The 17848-nt window shown below is 61.2% G+C and carries 14 protein-coding genes; 5 read left to right on the forward strand and 9 right to left on the reverse strand.

Annotated elements, in window-relative coordinates:
* The first annotated feature begins 105 nt into the window (after window positions 1-105).
* Window positions 106-1455 (forward strand): glycerol-3-phosphate transporter, encoded by a 1350-nt coding sequence (glpT, locus tag ABVN20_RS12675; RefSeq protein ID WP_368555991.1) that lies wholly within the window; start codon window positions 106-108, stop codon window positions 1453-1455.
* Here glpT and ABVN20_RS12680 read toward each other — a convergent pair.
* From ABVN20_RS12680 to trxA, 6 genes are all read right to left on the reverse strand, one after another.
* Complete coding sequence (locus ABVN20_RS12680) at window positions 1431-2093, reverse strand: gamma-glutamylcyclotransferase (RefSeq protein ID WP_368555993.1); 663 nt, start codon at window positions 2091-2093, stop codon at window positions 1431-1433. The genes glpT and ABVN20_RS12680 overlap by 25 nt on opposite strands.
* Before the next feature lie 311 nt (window positions 2094-2404).
* Window positions 2405-3373: a CDP-6-deoxy-delta-3,4-glucoseen reductase gene (locus ABVN20_RS12685; RefSeq protein WP_368555996.1), complete on the reverse strand. Its 969-nt coding sequence runs from the start codon at window positions 3371-3373 to the stop codon at window positions 2405-2407.
* Window positions 3373-4839, reverse strand: a complete 1467-nt coding sequence (gene ubiD / locus ABVN20_RS12690; protein WP_368555997.1) for a 4-hydroxy-3-polyprenylbenzoate decarboxylase — start codon at window positions 4837-4839, stop codon at window positions 3373-3375. Before ubiD ends, ABVN20_RS12685 begins: the two co-directional genes overlap by 1 nt.
* Window positions 4840-4919: 80 nt before the next feature.
* A complete protein-coding gene (locus ABVN20_RS12695) occupies window positions 4920-6875 on the reverse strand; it encodes an acyltransferase family protein (protein WP_368555999.1) in 1956 nt (651 codons plus the stop codon).
* 136 nt (window positions 6876-7011) lie between these two features.
* Window positions 7012-8271 carry a transcription termination factor Rho gene (gene rho / locus ABVN20_RS12700; protein ID WP_368556000.1) on the reverse strand — a complete coding sequence of 420 codons (1260 nt, stop codon included), beginning with the start codon at window positions 8269-8271 and terminating at the stop codon, window positions 7012-7014.
* A gap of 245 nt (window positions 8272-8516) precedes the next feature.
* Complete coding sequence (gene trxA / locus ABVN20_RS12705) at window positions 8517-8846, reverse strand: thioredoxin TrxA (RefSeq protein WP_003206727.1); 330 nt, start codon at window positions 8844-8846, stop codon at window positions 8517-8519.
* 361 nt (window positions 8847-9207) lie between these two features.
* Between trxA and ABVN20_RS12710 the strand changes: the two genes are divergently transcribed.
* Together ABVN20_RS12710 and ppx are read left to right on the forward strand one after the other, a co-directional pair.
* Window positions 9208-9858, forward strand: coding sequence for an amino acid ABC transporter permease (locus ABVN20_RS12710; RefSeq protein WP_368556002.1), 651 nt, complete (start codon window positions 9208-9210; stop codon window positions 9856-9858).
* Window positions 9859-9949: 91 nt separating this feature from the next.
* Window positions 9950-11452 (forward strand): exopolyphosphatase, encoded by a 1503-nt coding sequence (ppx, locus tag ABVN20_RS12715; protein WP_368556003.1) that lies wholly within the window; start codon window positions 9950-9952, stop codon window positions 11450-11452.
* Between the two features lie 204 nt (window positions 11453-11656).
* Here the strand turns inward: ppx and ppk1 are convergent, their stop codons facing one another.
* The gene (gene ppk1 / locus ABVN20_RS12720) at window positions 11657-13873 is read right to left on the reverse strand and encodes a polyphosphate kinase 1 (protein ID WP_368556004.1); all 2217 of its coding nucleotides are present in this window, start codon (window positions 13871-13873) and stop codon (window positions 11657-11659) included.
* Between the two features lie 18 nt (window positions 13874-13891).
* Window positions 13892-14905: a porphobilinogen synthase gene (gene hemB, locus ABVN20_RS12725; RefSeq protein ID WP_368556005.1), complete on the reverse strand. Its 1014-nt coding sequence runs from the start codon at window positions 14903-14905 to the stop codon at window positions 13892-13894.
* Window positions 14906-15113: 208 nt separating this feature from the next.
* On the opposite strand from hemB, the gene ABVN20_RS12730 reads away from it, so the two are divergent.
* The gene (locus tag ABVN20_RS12730; protein WP_368556007.1) at window positions 15114-15746 is read left to right on the forward strand and encodes a DedA family protein; all 633 of its coding nucleotides are present in this window, start codon (window positions 15114-15116) and stop codon (window positions 15744-15746) included.
* Here ABVN20_RS12730 and ABVN20_RS12735 read toward each other — a convergent pair.
* Window positions 15727-16962: a sterol desaturase family protein gene (locus ABVN20_RS12735; protein ID WP_368556008.1), complete on the reverse strand. Its 1236-nt coding sequence runs from the start codon at window positions 16960-16962 to the stop codon at window positions 15727-15729. The two genes, ABVN20_RS12730 and ABVN20_RS12735, sit on opposite strands and share 20 nt — an antisense overlap.
* A 115-nt stretch (window positions 16963-17077) precedes the next feature.
* On the opposite strand from ABVN20_RS12735, the gene elbB reads away from it, so the two are divergent.
* Complete coding sequence (elbB, locus tag ABVN20_RS12740) at window positions 17078-17746, forward strand: isoprenoid biosynthesis glyoxalase ElbB (protein ID WP_368556009.1); 669 nt, start codon at window positions 17078-17080, stop codon at window positions 17744-17746.
* The last annotated feature ends 102 nt before the right edge of the window (window positions 17747-17848 follow it).

Consider the following 17848-nt stretch of genomic DNA (forward strand, 5'->3'; position numbering starts at 1 on the left):
GTCGAACATTTTCCGCTGTTTGGTCATGCGAACAGATGCTATTTTCGGTAATGAAACTGTAACATTCGCATCCGCAGTCAAAACAAGAAATCTGGAGCTCTTGGAATGTTTGCTTTCTTTCGCCCTGCTTCGCACCAGGCACCCTTGCCTGAAGAAAAAATAGACAGCACCTACCGACGCCTGCGCTGGCAGATCTTCGCCGGCATCTTCATTGGCTATGCGGGTTACTACCTGCTGCGCAAAAACTTCTCCCTGGCCATGCCTTACCTGATCGAAGAGGGTTACACCCGCGGCGAGCTGGGCGTGGCGTTGTCGGCGATTGCCATCGCCTACGGTTTGTCCAAGTTTCTGATGGGCATCGTTTCCGACCGCTCCAACCCGCGCTACTTCCTGCCGTTCGGTCTGCTGGTCTCGGCGGCGGTCATGTTCATTTTCGGTTTCACACACTGGGCCACGTCCAGCGTCACCATCATGTTCATCCTGCTGTTCATCAACGGCTGGGCCCAGGGCATGGGTTGGCCGCCCAGTGGCCGGACCATGGTGCACTGGTGGTCGCAGAAGGAACGCGGTGGCGTGGTGTCACTGTGGAACGTGGCGCATAACGTCGGTGGTGGCCTGATCGGCCCGCTGTTCCTGCTCGGCATGGGCCTGTTCAATGACTGGCACGCGGCATTCTATGTGCCGGCAGCCGTGGCCCTGGCGGTGGCCGTGTTTGCGTTCGCCACCATGCGCGACACCCCGCAATCGGTAGGCCTGCCGCCCATCGAGAAGTACAAGAACGACTACCCGGAAGGCTACGACGCCAGCCACGAGAAGGAATTCAGCGCCAAGGAAATCTTCGTCAAGTACGTGCTGCGCAACAAGATGCTCTGGTACATCGCCCTGGCCAACGTCTTCGTCTACCTGCTGCGCTATGGCGTGCTGGACTGGGCGCCGACCTACCTCAAGGAAGCCAAGGGCTTCACGGTGGACAAGTCCTCGTGGGCGTACTTCTTCTATGAGTGGGCGGGTATTCCGGGCACGCTGTTGTGCGGCTGGATGTCGGACAAGATCTTCCGTGGCAACCGTGGCCTGACCGGCATGGTGTTCATGGCCCTGGTGACCGTGGCGACCCTGGTGTACTGGCTGAACCCGGCCGGCAACCCGACCGTGGACATGATCGCCCTGGTGTCGATCGGCTTCCTGATTTATGGCCCGGTCATGCTGATCGGCTTGCAGGCGCTGGAACTGGCACCGAAGAAGGCGGCCGGTACCGCCGCGGGCTTCACCGGGTTGTTCGGCTACCTGGGCGGCTCAGTCGCAGCGAGTGCGGCCATGGGCTACACCGTGGACCACTTTGGCTGGGACGGCGGTTTTGTCCTGCTGATCGGCGCCTGCCTGCTGGCCATGGCTTTCCTGGCTCCGACCCTGTGGCACAAACAGGCGGCCAGTCAGGCCCGCGAAGCCACCGCTTGATCCGTTTTTGATTTGCAACGCTTGAGCCGCGCCTCCAGATTCCGGTCTGGCATGGCGTGGCTACGCAGGGCGCTGGCGGTCTGCTCGACATAATCGCGAGTCGTGCCGTAGCGTCCGCAAGCGTTTTCGAACACATGGCTCAGCACATGATCCGGCAGATTGCCGGCATAGCTGGGCAAGTGGCGCTCCAGGACAAACCCCAACGCCTGAACCTGATTGCCATCTTCAAGACGGCAGTTGAGCCAGTGCGGGCGGTAGGAAGGAAACGGCATTTCGCGCTGCCATAGCGCATAGAGCGAAGCTTCGAGCTGCTCTTCCGGCAGGCGATAGGCAAAGCCGCTGCAAGAACCCCCGCGATCCAGCCCGAACACCAGCCCCGGCACCTCTGGCGTGCCGCGATGTTCGTGGGACCACAGGTACAAACCGCGATGGTAGCCATGTACCCGCCCCCGCACCCGTTCAACGGCCGCGCATTCAGGGCGCCAGATCAAAGAGCCATAGGCAAACAGCCAGACCGGCCCACCCTTGTGGCGCGCCATGGTCGACTGCATTGAGCTGAGCAGTTGTTCGTGCGTGTGCTGCGGCCCGAGGTCGAGCCGAGGAGGATAAGCCAGAAAGGCAGATTCAATGGCGCTCATGGCGAATAGCGTTCAGCTCCCCGCGAATAATGAATTACTAAATAGAACGCACCGCTGTAACAATAAGGCACATATCTTTCGAGGCAATTTAAATGCCATGGCACGGTTCTTAATTTGTTGCCTGGATATATATAACTTACCGATATTTATTCAAATTTATAAATATCTATCGGCTATATAGCGGGTTATATGCGGTTCCTGTAGGAGCGAGCTTGCTCGCGATGGGAGGTCAACGATGACGCTGTCGTTCTGACACTCCGAGGTGTCTGATCCGCCATCGCGAGCAAGCTCGCTCCTACAGGTACGGGGGGTTAGTTGCGGGGGGCGTAGGCGAACACATCAGCGCGCATCTGGTGGGCGTCCATCCCCGCTTCGACCAACGCGTCCAGGGTGCCATAGACCATGGCCGGCGAGCCGCTGGCGTAGACGTGCAGGGTGTTCAGATCGGGGAAGTCCTCGCACACCGCCTGGTGCAGCATGCCGCAACGCCCCTGCCAGCCACATTGGTCGCTGACGACCTTGTGCAGGAACAGGTTGGGCAATTTCTCCCACTCATCCCAATGCTCGATTTCGTAGAACTCTTCGGGACGACGCACGCCCCAATACAGGTGCACCGGGTGTTTGAATCCGCTGGCCCGGCAATGCTCGAGCAGGCTGTGGATCTGGCCCATGCCCGTACCCGCAGCGATCAGCACCAGCGGGCCGTCGGGCAGCTCCGCCAAGTGGGTGTCGCCGAACGGCATTTCGATGCGCGCCATCTTGTTGCGCTGAAGCTGTTCGATCAGGCCGCGTGCACTGCCTTCGCGCGCCAGCACGTGAATTTGCAGATCGCGCCCCGAATGAGGTGCCGAGGCCAGGGAAAAGGCCGATTTCTCGCCGTCCTCACGCTCGATCATCAGGTATTGCCCGGCGTGATAGCGTGGCGGCTTGCCCGCCGGCGCTCGCAGACTGACGCGCCAGGTGTCGCCGCCGACGTTCTTGCACTCGATGACCTGACACGACAAGCTGCGCACCGGCAACTCTCCCAGCGCAAGCACGCCATCCCACAGCACGATGCAGTCTTCCAGCGGCTCTGCTATGCAAGTGTAGAACTCGCCATGGTCGCGCACCGCGCCGGCCTGCTCGACCCGTCCTTCCACCAGCAACGCGGCACACACGTTGCAGTTGCCATTGCGGCAACTTTGCGGGCATTCATAGCCCAGACGGCGTGCGCCATCGAGAATCCGCTCGCCTGGCAGTATCTCAAGCACTGCTCCGGACGGCTGCAAGGTTACACGCATCAATCTATTCCTAACTGATTCCAGATGGCATCGATCCGTTGGGTCACGGCATCGTCCTTGACGATGACCCGGCCCCATTCGCGGGTGGTTTCCCCCGGCCATTTGTGGGTGGCGTCCAGGCCCATTTTCGAGCCCAGGCCAGACACCGGCGAGGCGAAGTCCAGGTAGTCGATCGGCGTGTTGTCGATCATCACCGTGTCGCGCTTGGGGTCCATGCGCGTGGTGATGGCCCAGATCACGTCGTTCCAGTCACGCGCATTGATATCGTCGTCGGTGACGATAACGAACTTGGTGTACATGAACTGTCGCAAAAACGACCAGACACCGAGCATTACCCGCTTGGCATGGCCCGGGTAGGACTTCTTCATGGTCACGACGGCCATGCGGTACGAGCAACCCTCGGGCGGCAGGTAGAAGTCGGTGATCTCCGGGAACTGCTTTTGCAGGATCGGCACGAACACTTCGTTCAGCGCCACGCCGAGAATGGCCGGTTCGTCCGGTGGACGACCGGTGTAGGTGCTGTGGTAGATCGGCTTGGTCCGGTGGGTGATGCGCTCGACGGTGAACACCGGGAAGCTGTCGACTTCGTTGTAATAGCCGGTGTGGTCGCCGTACGGGCCTTCGTCGGCCATCTCGCCCGGATGGATCACGCCCTCGAGGATGATCTCGGCGGTGGCCGGCACTTGCAGGTCATTGCCACGACACTTCACCAGTTCGGTGCGGTTGTCGCGCAGCAGCCCGGCGAAGGCGTATTCGGAGAGGCTGTCGGGTACCGGCGTCACGGCACCGAGAATGGTCGCCGGATCGGCGCCCAGGGCCACGGACACCGGGAACGGTTGGCCGGGGTGCTTCTCGCACCACTCGCGGTAGTCCAGGGCGCCGCCGCGATGGCTCAGCCAGCGCATGATGACTTTGTTGCGGCCGATCACTTGCTGGCGATAGATGCCAAGGTTCTGGCGATCCTTGTTCGGCCCCTTGGTGACGGTCAGCCCCCAGGTGATCAGCGGGGCAACGTCGCCCGGCCAGCAGGTCTGCACCGGCAGCATCGCGAGGTCGACATCATCACCCTCGATGACCACCTCCTGGCAGACCGCATCCTTGACGACCTTGGGCGCCATGGAAATGATCTTGCGGAAAATCGGCAGCTTGGACCAGGCGTCTTTCAGGCCTTTGGGTGGCTCGGGCTCTTTCAGGAACGCCAGCAGCTTGCCAATCTCGCGCAGCTCGCTGACCGACTCGGCGCCCATGCCCATGGCCACCCGCTCCGGGGTGCCGAACAGGTTGCCCAGTACCGGAATGTCGTAACCGGTGGGTTTCTCGAACAGCAACGCCGGGCCTTTGGCCCGCAGCGTACGGTCGCAGACTTCGGTCATCTCCAACACGGGAGAGACCGGAATCTGAATGCGTTTCAACTCTCCGCGCTGCTCAAGTTGCTGCACGAAATCCCGAAGGTCCTTGAATTTCATTGAAGATGCCACCCCGAAAATAGGCGTACATCCTACCTGCTCTGACGGCCGAACAGCAGCCTGTCAGCGCATTGCCGCCGTCAATTGTGCGCCGCACCCAGCAGGAGCGGTGTAAACAGCGGGCTCAGGCGCGCGCTGCCAGCGTCCGAGAGGTGGTCTTCGTCGCGGTATTGCGACCGGCCATTGACCTCGATGTTGCAAATCCGCTCCCCGCACATCATCGGCGTTGGATCAATCACATGCACACCTGGATCGGCAGCACTCAGCGAGTCGAACAGACCGCTGAGGAAGTGCTGACGCGCCAGGTGCTCTTCGAGCGGACGGCCCAGCCCTTCGGCGGAACGCCCGACCCGAGCGAGACTCGTCAGACGGCTGACGGCGCCCTTGTGCTGCAGCGGCACTTCCTTGAACAGCCAGACCTGTGCGCCAGTCTCCCGGATCGCCGCCACCCGCCCCTTGATTGCAGCGGCCATGCGCGCTTCGGCCTGGGCTGTATTGTCATGTTCGTTAAGCAGGACTTTCCTGTCACCGTCCTCGCGGCCGTAGACATACAGGCTCCAGTTGGAGGCGAGTACGACGTCCTTGATGTGCAGGCGACGTATCTGGTCCATGGTCTGCTGGTTGAAATCCCTGCAGCGCTGGCGCGGCTCGTCGCTCAGCACCGGTGGGCAGGCACTCATGCTGAACAACCACACCGGGCGCCCCTCACGATTGGCGCCTTGTTCAACGGCTGGCATCAACGCCGCCGCGTGGCTGTCGCCCCACACCATGCGGGTCGCTTCCAGCGTCTGGTTTTGCCCGAGCAGACAGGCCTTGTCCAATTTCTTGTCCTTGGTCACCAGCATGCATTTCATCTGCCCCGCACGCCATTCACGCGCCTGGGCATACTCCAGCGCCTTGCCAGTGAGCCGCTGAGGGAAACCGTCAGCCGAGCGGATCGCCGAACCGGCCACCACGAGCACGACGATAGTCGCCAGCCCGCCGGCCAGCACCGCGTTGCGGCTGGACAGCAGGCGCTTCTCGCGAAACGGCAATTCGACGTAGCGCAAACTCAACCATGCCAGCGCGAGTGCAAGGGCAATCCAGCCGAGGGCTTCCATTGCTTGAATGCCGTCGACCGAAATGGCGTTGGCATAGACGTAAACCGGCCAGTGCCACAGGTACAGCGAGTAGGACAGCAGACCGACCCAGACCATCGCGGGCAGGCTCAACAGCCGCGCACTCCAGCTCGGCCCCTGCGCACCCGACCAGATCAGCGCGGTAGTGCCCAGCACCGGCAGCAAGGCCGCCCACCCTGGGAACACGGTGGACTTGTCAAAGGTGAACACCGCGATCAGCACCGCCGCCAGGCCAGCGAGGCCCACCGCCTGATACAGCCACGGCCGCACCGCCTGTTTCGGTGCCGGCATCACGGCGAGCATGGCGCCGCACAGCAACTCCCAGGCGCGGGTCGGCAGGGCGAAGAAGGTGAAATCCGGCTTGCGCTCGATCCAGGCGATGTTCAACCCGAACGATACCAGCAGCACCGCGAACAGCATCCAGCGCCAATGCCGGATATAGCGCATCAACAGCACCATCAGCAGCGGGAAGAAGATGTAGTACTGCTCTTCAACGGCCAGCGACCAGGTGTGCAGTAACGGTTTCAAGTCGGACGCGGGCTGGAAATAACCATCCTCACGCATGAACAGGATGTTGGAAATGAACAGTGACTGGTAACGCACCGTCCTGCCCAGCTCGGAGAAGTCCTTGGCCGTCAGCAGCAGCCAGCCCAGCACCAGCGTGGCCAGCATCACCACGCTGAGTGCCGGAATGATGCGCCGTGCACGTCGAGCCCAGAAATCGACGAAGCTGAAACGCTGCGCGCTGATCTCGCGGAACAGGATACTGGTGATCAGGAATCCGGAAATGACGAAGAACACGTCGACACCGACGAAGCCGCCGCTGAACGTGTTGAAGCCAAAGTGAAAGAGTACGACCGGAATGACGGCCAGCGCGCGCAAACCGTCGATGTCGCGGCGATTACCAAATGTGTGCATTAACGTCCCTTGCCCAATACAAACCCATCCGCAAGGGACATCGTGTGTACGCGAAAGTTATCAAATCAGATACAAAATAGCAGACAGGCAAAAAAAAGCGCCCCATGCGGGACGCTTTTTGTTGAAGCCTGCAGTGTTACTTGCGCTTCATCGACAGGAAGAACTCGTCGTTGGTCTTGGTCGTTTTCAACTTGTCGACCAGGAACTCGATGGCGGCGATCTCGTCCATCGGGTGCAGCAACTTGCGCAGGATCCACATGCGCTGCAACTCGTCGTCGGCGGTCAGCAACTCTTCGCGGCGGGTGCCGGAACGGTTGATGTTGATGGCCGGGAACACGCGTTTTTCAGCGATACGACGGTCCAGTGGCAGCTCCATGTTGCCGGTACCCTTGAACTCCTCGTAGATCACTTCGTCCATCTTCGAGCCGGTTTCAACCAGCGCGGTGGCGATGATGGTCAGCGAGCCGCCTTCTTCGATGTTCCGGGCAGCACCGAAGAAACGCTTCGGTTTCTCCAGGGCGTGGGCATCGACACCACCGGTGAGCACTTTGCCGGAGCTCGGGATCACGGTGTTGTAGGCGCGGGCCAGACGGGTGATGGAGTCGAGCAGGATCACCACGTCCTTTTTGTGTTCGACCAGGCGCTTGGCCTTCTCGATCACCATCTCGGCGACCTGCACGTGGCGGGTTGGCGGCTCGTCGAACGTCGAGGCAACCACTTCGCCGCGCACGGTGCGCTGCATCTCGGTCACTTCTTCCGGACGCTCGTCGATCAGCAGCACGATCAGATGAACTTCAGGGTTGTTGCGCGCGATGTTCGCGGCGATGTTCTGCAGCATGATCGTCTTGCCCGCTTTCGGCGGAGCAACGATCAGACCGCGCTGGCCTTTGCCGATCGGGGCGCACAGGTCGATGACACGACCGGTGAGGTCTTCGGTGGAACCGTTACCGGCTTCCATCTTCATGCGCACGTTCGGGAACAGCGGGGTCAGGTTCTCGAAGAGAATCTTGTTTTTCGCGTTTTCCGGACGGTCGAAGTTGATCGTGTCGACCTTGAGCAGCGCGAAATAACGCTCGCCTTCCTTCGGAGGGCGGATCTTGCCAACGATGGTGTCACCGGTGCGCAAGTTGAAACGGCGGATCTGGCTTGGCGAGACGTAGATATCGTCCGGGCCGGCCAGGTAGGAAGAGTCAGCGGAGCGCAGGAAGCCGAAGCCGTCCTGGAGAATCTCCAGCACGCCATCACCGGAGATTTCCTCGCCGCTCTTCGCGTGCTTCTTGAGCAGGGAGAAAATCACGTCCTGCTTGCGCGAACGGGCCATATTTTCTATGCCCATCTGTTCGGCCAATTCGAGCAGTTCGGTAATCGGCTTTTGCTTGAGTTCAGTCAGATTCATATAGGAATGACGTAATCATTTATGGAGGGGGGAAATTAAGCTTTTGGCTTAATGAGGCCGCGCCGCGGAGAAGGCGACAGGATCGCGTACTTGTTCGAAAGGAGTGCGTCGGCGACGGCTAGCAGGGGGCAGTGGAGAAACCAGTGCGGGGCCGAATGTACCACCTGAGTTTCAGAGCGTCTAGCCCTCTACAACGAAAAAGCCCCGCAATATGCGGGGCCTTTCTTGACACTTTACAGCGACACTCAGATGTTCGCGTCGAGGAAAGCCGCCAGTTGCGACTTCGACAGGGCGCCGACCTTGGTCGCTTCAACGTTGCCGTTCTTGAACAGCATCAGCGTCGGGATACCACGCACGCCGTGCTTGGCCGGGGTTTCCTGGTTTTCGTCGATGTTCAGTTTGGCAACGGTCAGCTTGCCTTTGTAGGTCTCGGCAATCTCGTCCAGAACAGGAGCGATCATTTTGCAAGGGCCGCACCATTCAGCCCAGTAGTCGACCAGCACAGCGCCTTCGGCCTTGAGTACATCGGCCTCGAAGCTAGCGTCGCTAACGTGTTTGATAAGATCGCTGCTCATGGAATTCTCCAGGGTTGTAAGCAAAAAAACGTGGCCCATCATAGCCGCCCTTCCCTCGTTCAGGAAGCCGCAGATGATTGAGTCTCGCTATGGTGTTTCATGAGTCTGTGTATAGCCCAAGCCGTGCCTGGCGGTGACTTGCCGACACCCGCTGCCGCTCGTTCCGGATGAACGGTCATTTCCAGCGCCGGCCCCAAAGGCGTTCATCGCCGGACACCAGCGCGCCATTGCAGTGCATCTGCGCTGATCAAGCGGCCCTTTAAAAGCCGCACAGCGCCGTCGCGCGGCAGCCACTGCGCGTTGGCATGCCCCGTGCTCTACCGAATCAGTGCAATCACTCGCGGCCGATTCGGAGACATCCATGGCTTACTCCTCCGCTGTACTGCCATTGGCGGACAACACCGAACTGCTGCTGCGCGGCGCGCTGTTCACCCTTGAGCTCACGGCCATCGGCGCCGTGCTGGGCATCAGCATCGGCCTCGTCGGCGCGTTGGTGCAGGCACGGAACATTCGCCCGTTCGCCGACCTTTTCCGCCTTTATGTGGAGCTGATCCGCAACACGCCATTCCTGATGCAGTTGCTGTGCATCTTTTTCGGCCTGCCCGCCATTGGCGTCCCGGTCTCTGCCTGGCAGGCCGCCGCACTGGCGATGGTCATCAACCTGGGAGCGCATGCCACGCTCATTATCCGTGACCAGCTCCAGGTCATTCCCGTACCGCGCCTGGAAGCCATGCGCCCGGTCCTGAACAGCGCCTGGCCGGCCCTGAGCAACCAGATCATCGTCGTCATGCTCGGCTCGTCGGTGTGTTCCATGATCGCCACCCAGGAGTTGAGCTTCGTCGCCAATGTCCTGCAATCGCGCAATCTGCACGTATTCGAAACCTACGCCCTCACCACGCTGATGTATCTGTGCATGGCATTGATGATCCGCCAGTTCCTGAACCGGGCCGGTCAGTGGTTGTTCGCCGAAGCCTCCACACGCCGATGCGCGAGCGCGCCGGCTCGCGATTGACTGCGCAGGATCAAGGCTTTGAACACTGCGCGTTGGCGTAGGCGTTTGATCGTGGCACGATGTCGGGGTTATCGAACGAGACCCCCTGACCATGCCGCAATCCAAAGCCAAGAACCTGTCCCTGATCGCCGCGATCGACCTGGGCTCCAACAGCTTTCACATGGTCGTGGCCAAGGCCCAGAATGGCGAAATCCGTATTCTCGAGCGCCTTGGGGAAAAGGTACAGCTGGCGGCCGGCATCGACGAAGAGCGTCGTCTCAGCGAAGAGTCCATGCAACGCGGGCTCGATTGCCTGAAACGCTTCGCCCAACTGATCAATGGCATGCCACTGGGCGCCGTACGCATCGTCGGCACCAACGCCCTGCGTGAAGCGCGCAACCGCGCGGAGTTCATCCACCGCGCCGAGGAAATCCTCGGCCACCCGGTCGAAGTCATCTCCGGTCGTGAAGAAGCGCGCCTGATCTACCTCGGCGTCTCCCACACCCTCGCCGACACCCCGGGCAAGCGCCTGGTGGCCGACATCGGCGGCGGCAGTACCGAATTCATCATCGGCCAGCGCTTCGAACCGCTGCTGCGCGAGAGCCTGCAGATGGGCTGCGTGAGCTTCACCCAGCGCTATTTCAAGGACGGCAAGGTCACCCCGGCCCGCTACGCCCAGGCGTACACCGCCGCACGCCTGGAGCTGATGAGCATCGAGCACGCCCTGCACCGCCTGACCTGGGATGAAGCCATCGGCTCCTCGGGCACCATCCGGGCGATCGGCCTGGCCTTGAAAGCCGGCGGCCACGGCACGGGCGAAGTCAACGCCGAAGGCCTGGCCTGGCTCAAGCGCAAATTGTTCAAGTTGGGCGACGTCGAGAAGATCGACTTCGAAGGCATCAAGCCTGACCGTCGGGCGATTTTCCCGGCCGGCCTGGCCATTCTCGAAGCGATCTTCGACGCCCTCGAATTGCAGCGTATGGACCACTGTGAAGGCGCCCTGCGTGAAGGTGTGCTGTATGACCTGCTGGGTCGCCATCATCACGAAGACGTGCGTGAGCGCACCCTCAGCTCGCTGATGGAGCGTTATCACGTTGATCTGGAGCAGGCCGAGCGGGTCGAGCGCAAGGCGTTGCACGCATTCGACCAGGTGGCCGCCGACTGGGACCTGGAGGACGGCGTCTGGCGCGAGCTGCTCAGCTGGGCCGCCAAGGTCCATGAAGTGGGCCTGGATATCGCGCACTATCACTACCACAAGCACGGCGCCTACCTGATCGAGCACTCGGACCTCGCCGGCTTCTCCCGTGAAGACCAGCAAATGCTCGCCCTGCTGGTACGCGGCCACCGCCGCAACATTCCCAAGGACAAGTTCGCCGAGTTCGACGACGACGGCATCAAGCTGATCCGCCTGTGCGTGCTGCTGCGCTTCGCGATCCTGTTCCACCACATCCGCGGCACCCAGCAGATGCCCCAGGTGGTGCTGAAGGCCAACGGCGACAGTCTGGATGTGCTGTTCCCGGAAAAATGGCTGGATGACAACCAACTGACCCAGGCCGACTTCGCGCTGGAAGCCGAGTGGCTGACGCGGGTTAACTTCACCCTTAACGTGCGCTGATAGGGGACTTGCTGCCCCACCCCTGAAACAACGGGAGAGACAAGAACTGTGGGAGCGAGCCTGCTCGCGATGGCGGTGTTGGCTGACACACCGCCATCGCGAGCAGGCTCGCTCCCACAGGGGATCTCCTGCAGAAAAAGTGGCACAAAGGCCAAAAAAAATGGCGATCCGCAGGGATCGCCATTTTTTATGCCGCCGAGAACATCAGGTCACGCTGAAGATCGGCATGCCCAGGCGCTCCAGCAGGGTCGCCTGCGCGCTGCGCGGGTTCTGGTTGCCGGTCGGGGTGTTGCGGATGTAGCGACCGTCCGCCTGCAGGCTCCAGCTGTGGGTGTTGTCGGTGAGGTACAACTCCAGCTCTTTCTTGACCCGCATGATCAGTTTCTTGCCTTCCACCGGGAAGCAGGTCTCGACACGCTTGTCGAGGTTGCGCTCCATCCAGTCGGCGCTGGACAGGAACATCTGCTCTTCGCCTCCATTGAGGAAGTAGAAGATCCGCGTGTGTTCCAGGAAGCGGCCGATGATCGAACGCACGTGGATGTTGTGCGAGACGCCGGCAATGCCCGGACGCAGGCAGCACATGCCGCGCACCACCAGGTCGATGCGCACGCCGGACTGGCTGGCCTTGTACAACGCGCGGATGATCTTCGGATCGGTCAGCGAGTTGAACTTGGCGATGATGTGCGCCGGCTTGCCGTCGAGGGCGAACTGGGTTTCGCGGGCAATCATGTCGAGCATGCCCTTCTTCAGCGTGAACGGCGCGTGCAGCAGCTTTTTCATGCGCAGGGTCTTGCCCATGCCGATCAGCTGGCTGAACAGCTTGCCGACGTCTTCGCACAGGGCGTCGTCGGAAGTCAGCAGGCTGTAGTCGGTGTACAGGCGGGCGTTGCCGGCGTGGTAGTTACCGGTACCCAGGTGCGCATAACGCACGATCTCGCCCGCTTCGCGGCGCAGGATCAACATCATCTTGGCGTGGGTCTTGAAGCCGACCACACCGTAGATCACCACCGCACCGGCCGCTTGCAGACGGCTGGCCAGTTGCAGGTTGGACTCTTCATCGAACCGCGCCCGCAGCTCGATCACCGCGGTGACTTCCTTGCCGTTACGCGCCGCATCCACCAGCGCATCGACGATTTCCGAGTTGGCGCCGGAACGGTACAGGGTCTGGCGAACCGCAAGTACGTGCGGGTCCTTGGCGGCCTGGCGCAGCAGGTCGACCACCGGAGTAAACGACTCGAACGGGTGCAGCAGCAGGATGTCCTGCTTGCTGATCACGCTGAAGATGTTCTCGCTGTTCTGCAAAAGTTTCGGGATCTGCGGCGTGAACGGCGGGTGCTGCAGCTCGCGCTGGCTGTCCAGGCCGGTGATGCTGAACAGACGCGTCAGGTTCACCGGACCGTTGACCTGATACAGCTCGCTCTCGCTCAGGTTGAATTGCTTGAGCAGGTAGTCCGACAGGTGTTTCGGGCAGGTGTCGGCCACTTCCAGGCGCACCGCGTCACCGTAGCGGCGGGAGAACAGCTCGCCGCGCAGGGCGCGGGCCAGGTCTTCCACGTCTTCGGAGTCCAGCGCCAGGTCGGCGTTACGGGTCAGGCGGAACTGGTAGCAGCCCTTGACCTTCATGCCCTGGAACAGGTCATCGGCGTGCGCATGGATCATCGACGACAGGAACACGTAGTTGTCGCCGGCACCGCCGACTTCTTCCGGCACCTTGATGATGCGCGGCAGCAGGCGCGGCGCCGGGATGATCGCCAGGCCCGAGTCGCGACCGAAGGCGTCGATGCCTTCGAGCTCGACGATGAAGTTCAGGCTTTTGTTCACCAGCAACGGGAACGGGTGCGTCGGGTCGAGGCCGATCGGGGTGATGATCGGGGCGATCTCGTCGCGGAAAAAGCGCCGGACCCAGGTCTTGATCTTGGTCGTCCAGTGACGGCGACGGATGAAGCGGACCTGATGTTTTTCCAGCTCCGGCAGCAGGATGTCGTTGAGGATCGCGTACTGGCGGTCGACATGACCGTGCACCAGCTCGCTGATCCGGGCCAGGGCCTGGTGCGGTTGCAGGCCATCGGCGCCCGCCTGTTCACGGGCGAACGTGATCTGCTTCTTCAGGCCTGCCACACGAATTTCGAAGAACTCGTCCAGGTTGCTGGAGAAGATCAGCAAGAACTTCAGCCGCTCCAGCAACGGGTAGGACTCATCCAGCGCCTGCTCCAGCACGCGGATGTTGAACTGCAGTTGCGAGAGTTCACGATGGATGTACAGGCTGCTGTCATCCAGACCGGGAATGGCAATCGCCGGCGCCGCAGGCTCGGCGGCCGGCACCGGGGCTACGGCCTCCAGCTCCGGCGGGGTCTCTTCGAGTTGTTCCACCACAGGTAGAGCCTCGTTTACGGCAACTTCAGTGAGTCCTTCGGTATTCATGGAATGTTCCTGGGAGGGCTATGGTTGCTCTCGTAGCAATTGAGCAGCACGAACGGCAAAGTACGTCAGGATGCCATCAGCGCCTGCACGTTTAAAAGCGGTCAGGGATTCAAGGATCACCCCTTCGCTCAACCAGCCATTCTGGATCGCTGCCATGTGCATGGCGTATTCACCGCTGACCTGATAGACAAAGGTCGGCACTTTGAATTCTTCTTTGACCCGGCAAAGGATATCCAGGTACGGCATGCCTGGCTTGACCATGACCATGTCCGCACCTTCGGCCAGGTCCGCCGCCACTTCATGCAGGGCTTCGTCGCCGTTGGCCGGGTCCATCTGGTAGGAGGCCTTGTTGGCCTTGCCCAGGTTCAGCGCCGAACCCACCGCATCGCGGAACGGGCCGTAGTAGGCGCTGGCGTATTTGGCCGAGTAGGCCATGATGCGCACGTTGACGTGCCCGGCCACTTCGAGGGCCTCGCGGATCGCCTGGATGCGTCCGTCCATCATGTCCGAGGGCGCCACCACCTGCGCGCCGGCTTCGGCGTGGGACAGGGCCTGGCGCACCAGTGCATCGACGGTGATGTCGTTCTGCACGTAGCCTTCTTCGTCGAGGATGCCGTCCTGGCCGTGGGTGGTGAACGGGTCCAGCGCCACGTCGGTGATCACCCCAAGCTCGGGGAATTGCGCACGCAACGCACGGGTGGCGCGCTGGGCAATGCCTTCAGGATTCCACGCTTCAGCAGCGTCCAGGGATTTGAGCTTGGTCGGCGTGACCGGGAACAGCGCCACGGCTGGAATTCCCAGGTCTACCCACTTGGCCGCTTCTTCCAGCAACAGGTCGATGGTCAGGCGTTCGACGCCCGGCATCGAAGCCACCGCTTCACGACGGTTTTCGCCATCGAGCACGAACACCGGCAAGATCAGGTCGTTGGTGGTCAGGACATTTTCTCGCACCAGCCGGCGCGAAAATTCATCACGACGATTACGACGCAGACGAGTGGCTGGGAACAAGCGATTAGCGGGGGTAAAGCTCACGGCAGACTCCTGAGCCCGCGCTGACGGGCGAGCGTGACAGTTATAAGCGGCCATTATGACCACCGTATGACAGTTATGTGCATCCCTGCGACAGGTAGCCGCATTCCATTGTCCTTGTAGGAATTGTTCACGTCGAGACACATTTGGACACTTTCACGAATGTGTCCGAAGGGGTAGGCTGCGCGTTCATTTCGCCAGCACCCAGACAATGCTCCAACAATTTCTGCATGACTTCGGCTACTTTGCCCTGTTTATCGGCACATTCTTCGAAGGCGAAACCATCCTGGTGCTCGCGGGCTTCCTCGCGTTCCGTGGATACATGGACATCAACCTTGTGGTGGTCGTGGCGTTCTTCGGCAGCTATGCCGGCGATCAGCTGTGGTACTTCATGGGGCGCAAGCACGGACGCAAGCTGTTGGCGCGCAAGCCGCGCTGGCAAATGATGGGCGACCGGGCGCTGGAGCACATCCGCAGGCACCCCGACATCTGGGTATTGAGCTTCCGCTTCGTCTACGGCCTGCGTACCGTGATGCCGGTGGCTATCGGCCTTTCCGGCTATCCGCCGGGACGCTACCTGTTGCTCAACGGCATTGGTGCGGCGATCTGGGCGACCGCCCTGGCGGCAGCCGCCTATCACTTCGGCGCGGTGCTCGAAGGCATGCTGGGCAGCATCAAGAAGTATGAGCTGTGGGTGTTGGGCGCGTTGCTGGTGCTGGGCCTGGGCCTGTGGCTGCGCCGGCGCTTCAAGAATGCGCGCCTGGCCAAACAGGTCTATGCCGAAGAGCAGGCCCTGAAAGCCGAACAGGCCAAGGCTGCCGAGATCAAGACGCCAGGCGAGTGAAGCGGTTTCTGCAGCAGTAGAGACCGATGACACTGAGCAGGCTGTAACTGAGCAGGCCGACCCAGCCCACCGCGCTGGCCGGCCACAGCCCGACCACCGGCGCCAGCCACACCAGTGGCACGTTGGACGCCAACCGCACAAGCTCCAGCTTCAACGCCCACGGGCGATTCTCCAGGGCCACGCCCAACGTGAACAACCCCAGCGCCACCGCACTCCAGCCAAGCACCAGCGCGGCGGTAGACAGTTGCGGCTCGAAGTTCATCAGGTAGCTGCCCAGCGCGATGTAGGCGCAGAACTGCAACACGATGTAGATCTGCTGACGCCCGTCCAACGGCACTTCGAACTTGCGGAACTGGCTCAGGTCCGGCTTGTTCATCGGGTACTTCGCCGCCACGTCCGCCGGCCGCCAACCGGTGCGCATGAACCAGATCCGCAGCTTGTCCCAGGGGCTTTGCGCCCGGCGCGCGTCATCCCACAGCTGCACGTAGAACTGCAAGTTGGCCCACAACGGATTCCAGCTGGCCAAAGGCGTGGTCACGCCGAAAATCACCGGTTCGTTGTCGTCCTCTTCCTGGAACGAACCGAACAGCCGATCCCAAATAATGAACACCCCGCCGTAGTTCCGATCCATATAGAGAGCGTTCTGTGCATGGTGGGCCCGATGATTGGATGGCGTGACGAAGAACCACTCGAACCAGCCGAGCTTGGGAATGTGCCGGGTGTGCACCCAGAACTGATACAGCAGGTTCAGCGCCGCCACGCTGACGAACACCAGCAGCGGCACGCCGAACACGGCCATCGGCAGGTAGAAGATCCAGCTCAGCAGGAACCCGGTGCTGGTCTGGCGCAGCGCCGTGGAGAGGTTGTAGTCCTCGCTCTGGTGATGCACCGAGTGCGCCGCCCAGAGGATATTGCGTTCGTGGCCACAGCGATGCAGCCAGTAGTAGCAGAAGTCGTAGAAGACGAAGGCGAATACCCAGGTCCAGACGCTGTCGGTCGGCAGCTCGAACAACCCCAGGTGCTTGAGCGCGAACGCGTAGGTCACAAGCCCGACGCCCTTGGTCAAGAGGCCGGTGGTGGTCGACAGCACGCCGGTGCTGATGCTGTTGATCGCGTCGGCCACCCGGTAATTGCTCACCCCGCGCCAGCGGTCGGCCAACAGCTCGACGGCAATCAGCACGAAGAAGAACGGCACCGCGTACAGAATGAAGTCCATGACACGCCCTGATGGGAATTTTTAGGATAGATCCTAGGTGTAGCCGCGAATTAACCCTATGGCAACGAGTGACAAATTAGTGGACATTTAACGCCATGAATCAGGAGAAAAGCCCATGAGCAAAAAAGTTGCAGTGATCCTTTCCGGTTGTGGCGTATACGACGGCGCTGAAATTCAGGAAAGCGTGATCACCCTGCTGCGCCTGGACCAGCGCGGCGCTCACGTACAGTGTTTCGCCCCCAACATCGCGCAATTGCACGTACTCAACCACCTGACCGGTGAAGAGATGCCCGAGTCGCGTAACGTCCTGGTGGAATCGGCGCGGATCGTCCGGGGCAATGTGAAGGATATCCGCGAGGCCGAAGTCGACGACTTCGACGCGCTGATCGTGCCGGGCGGGTTCGGCGTGGCCAAGAACCTGTCCAATTTCGCCATCGAAGGTGCCGGCTGCACGGTTCAGCCCGAGGTCCTGGCCCTGGCTGAAGCGTTTGCCGAGGCGGGCAAGCCGGTGGGGCTGATCTGCATTTCCCCGGCGCTGGCGGCGAAGATCTACGGACCGGGCGTCAACTGCACCATCGGCAACGACACCGAGACCGCAGCGGCGATGAACAAGATGGGCGCCACGCACACCGACTGCGCCGTCACCGACATCATCGAGGACAAGGCCCGCAAACTGGTGACCACCCCGGCCTATATGCTGGCCCAGAGCATCAGCGAGGCGGCATCGGGCATCAACAAGCTGATCGACCGGGTGCTGGAGCTGACTCACGAGAATGATGCGTAAACCACGCGGTATTCCCACCTGTGGGAGCGAGCCTGCTCGCGATGAAATCTAGACACCGCAGGGTGTCAGGCTGCCAGCGTTATCGTTGACGACCATCGCGAG

It is taken from the genome of Pseudomonas sp. MYb118 (assembly GCF_040947875.1).
Lineage (GTDB): Bacteria > Pseudomonadota > Gammaproteobacteria > Pseudomonadales > Pseudomonadaceae > Aquipseudomonas.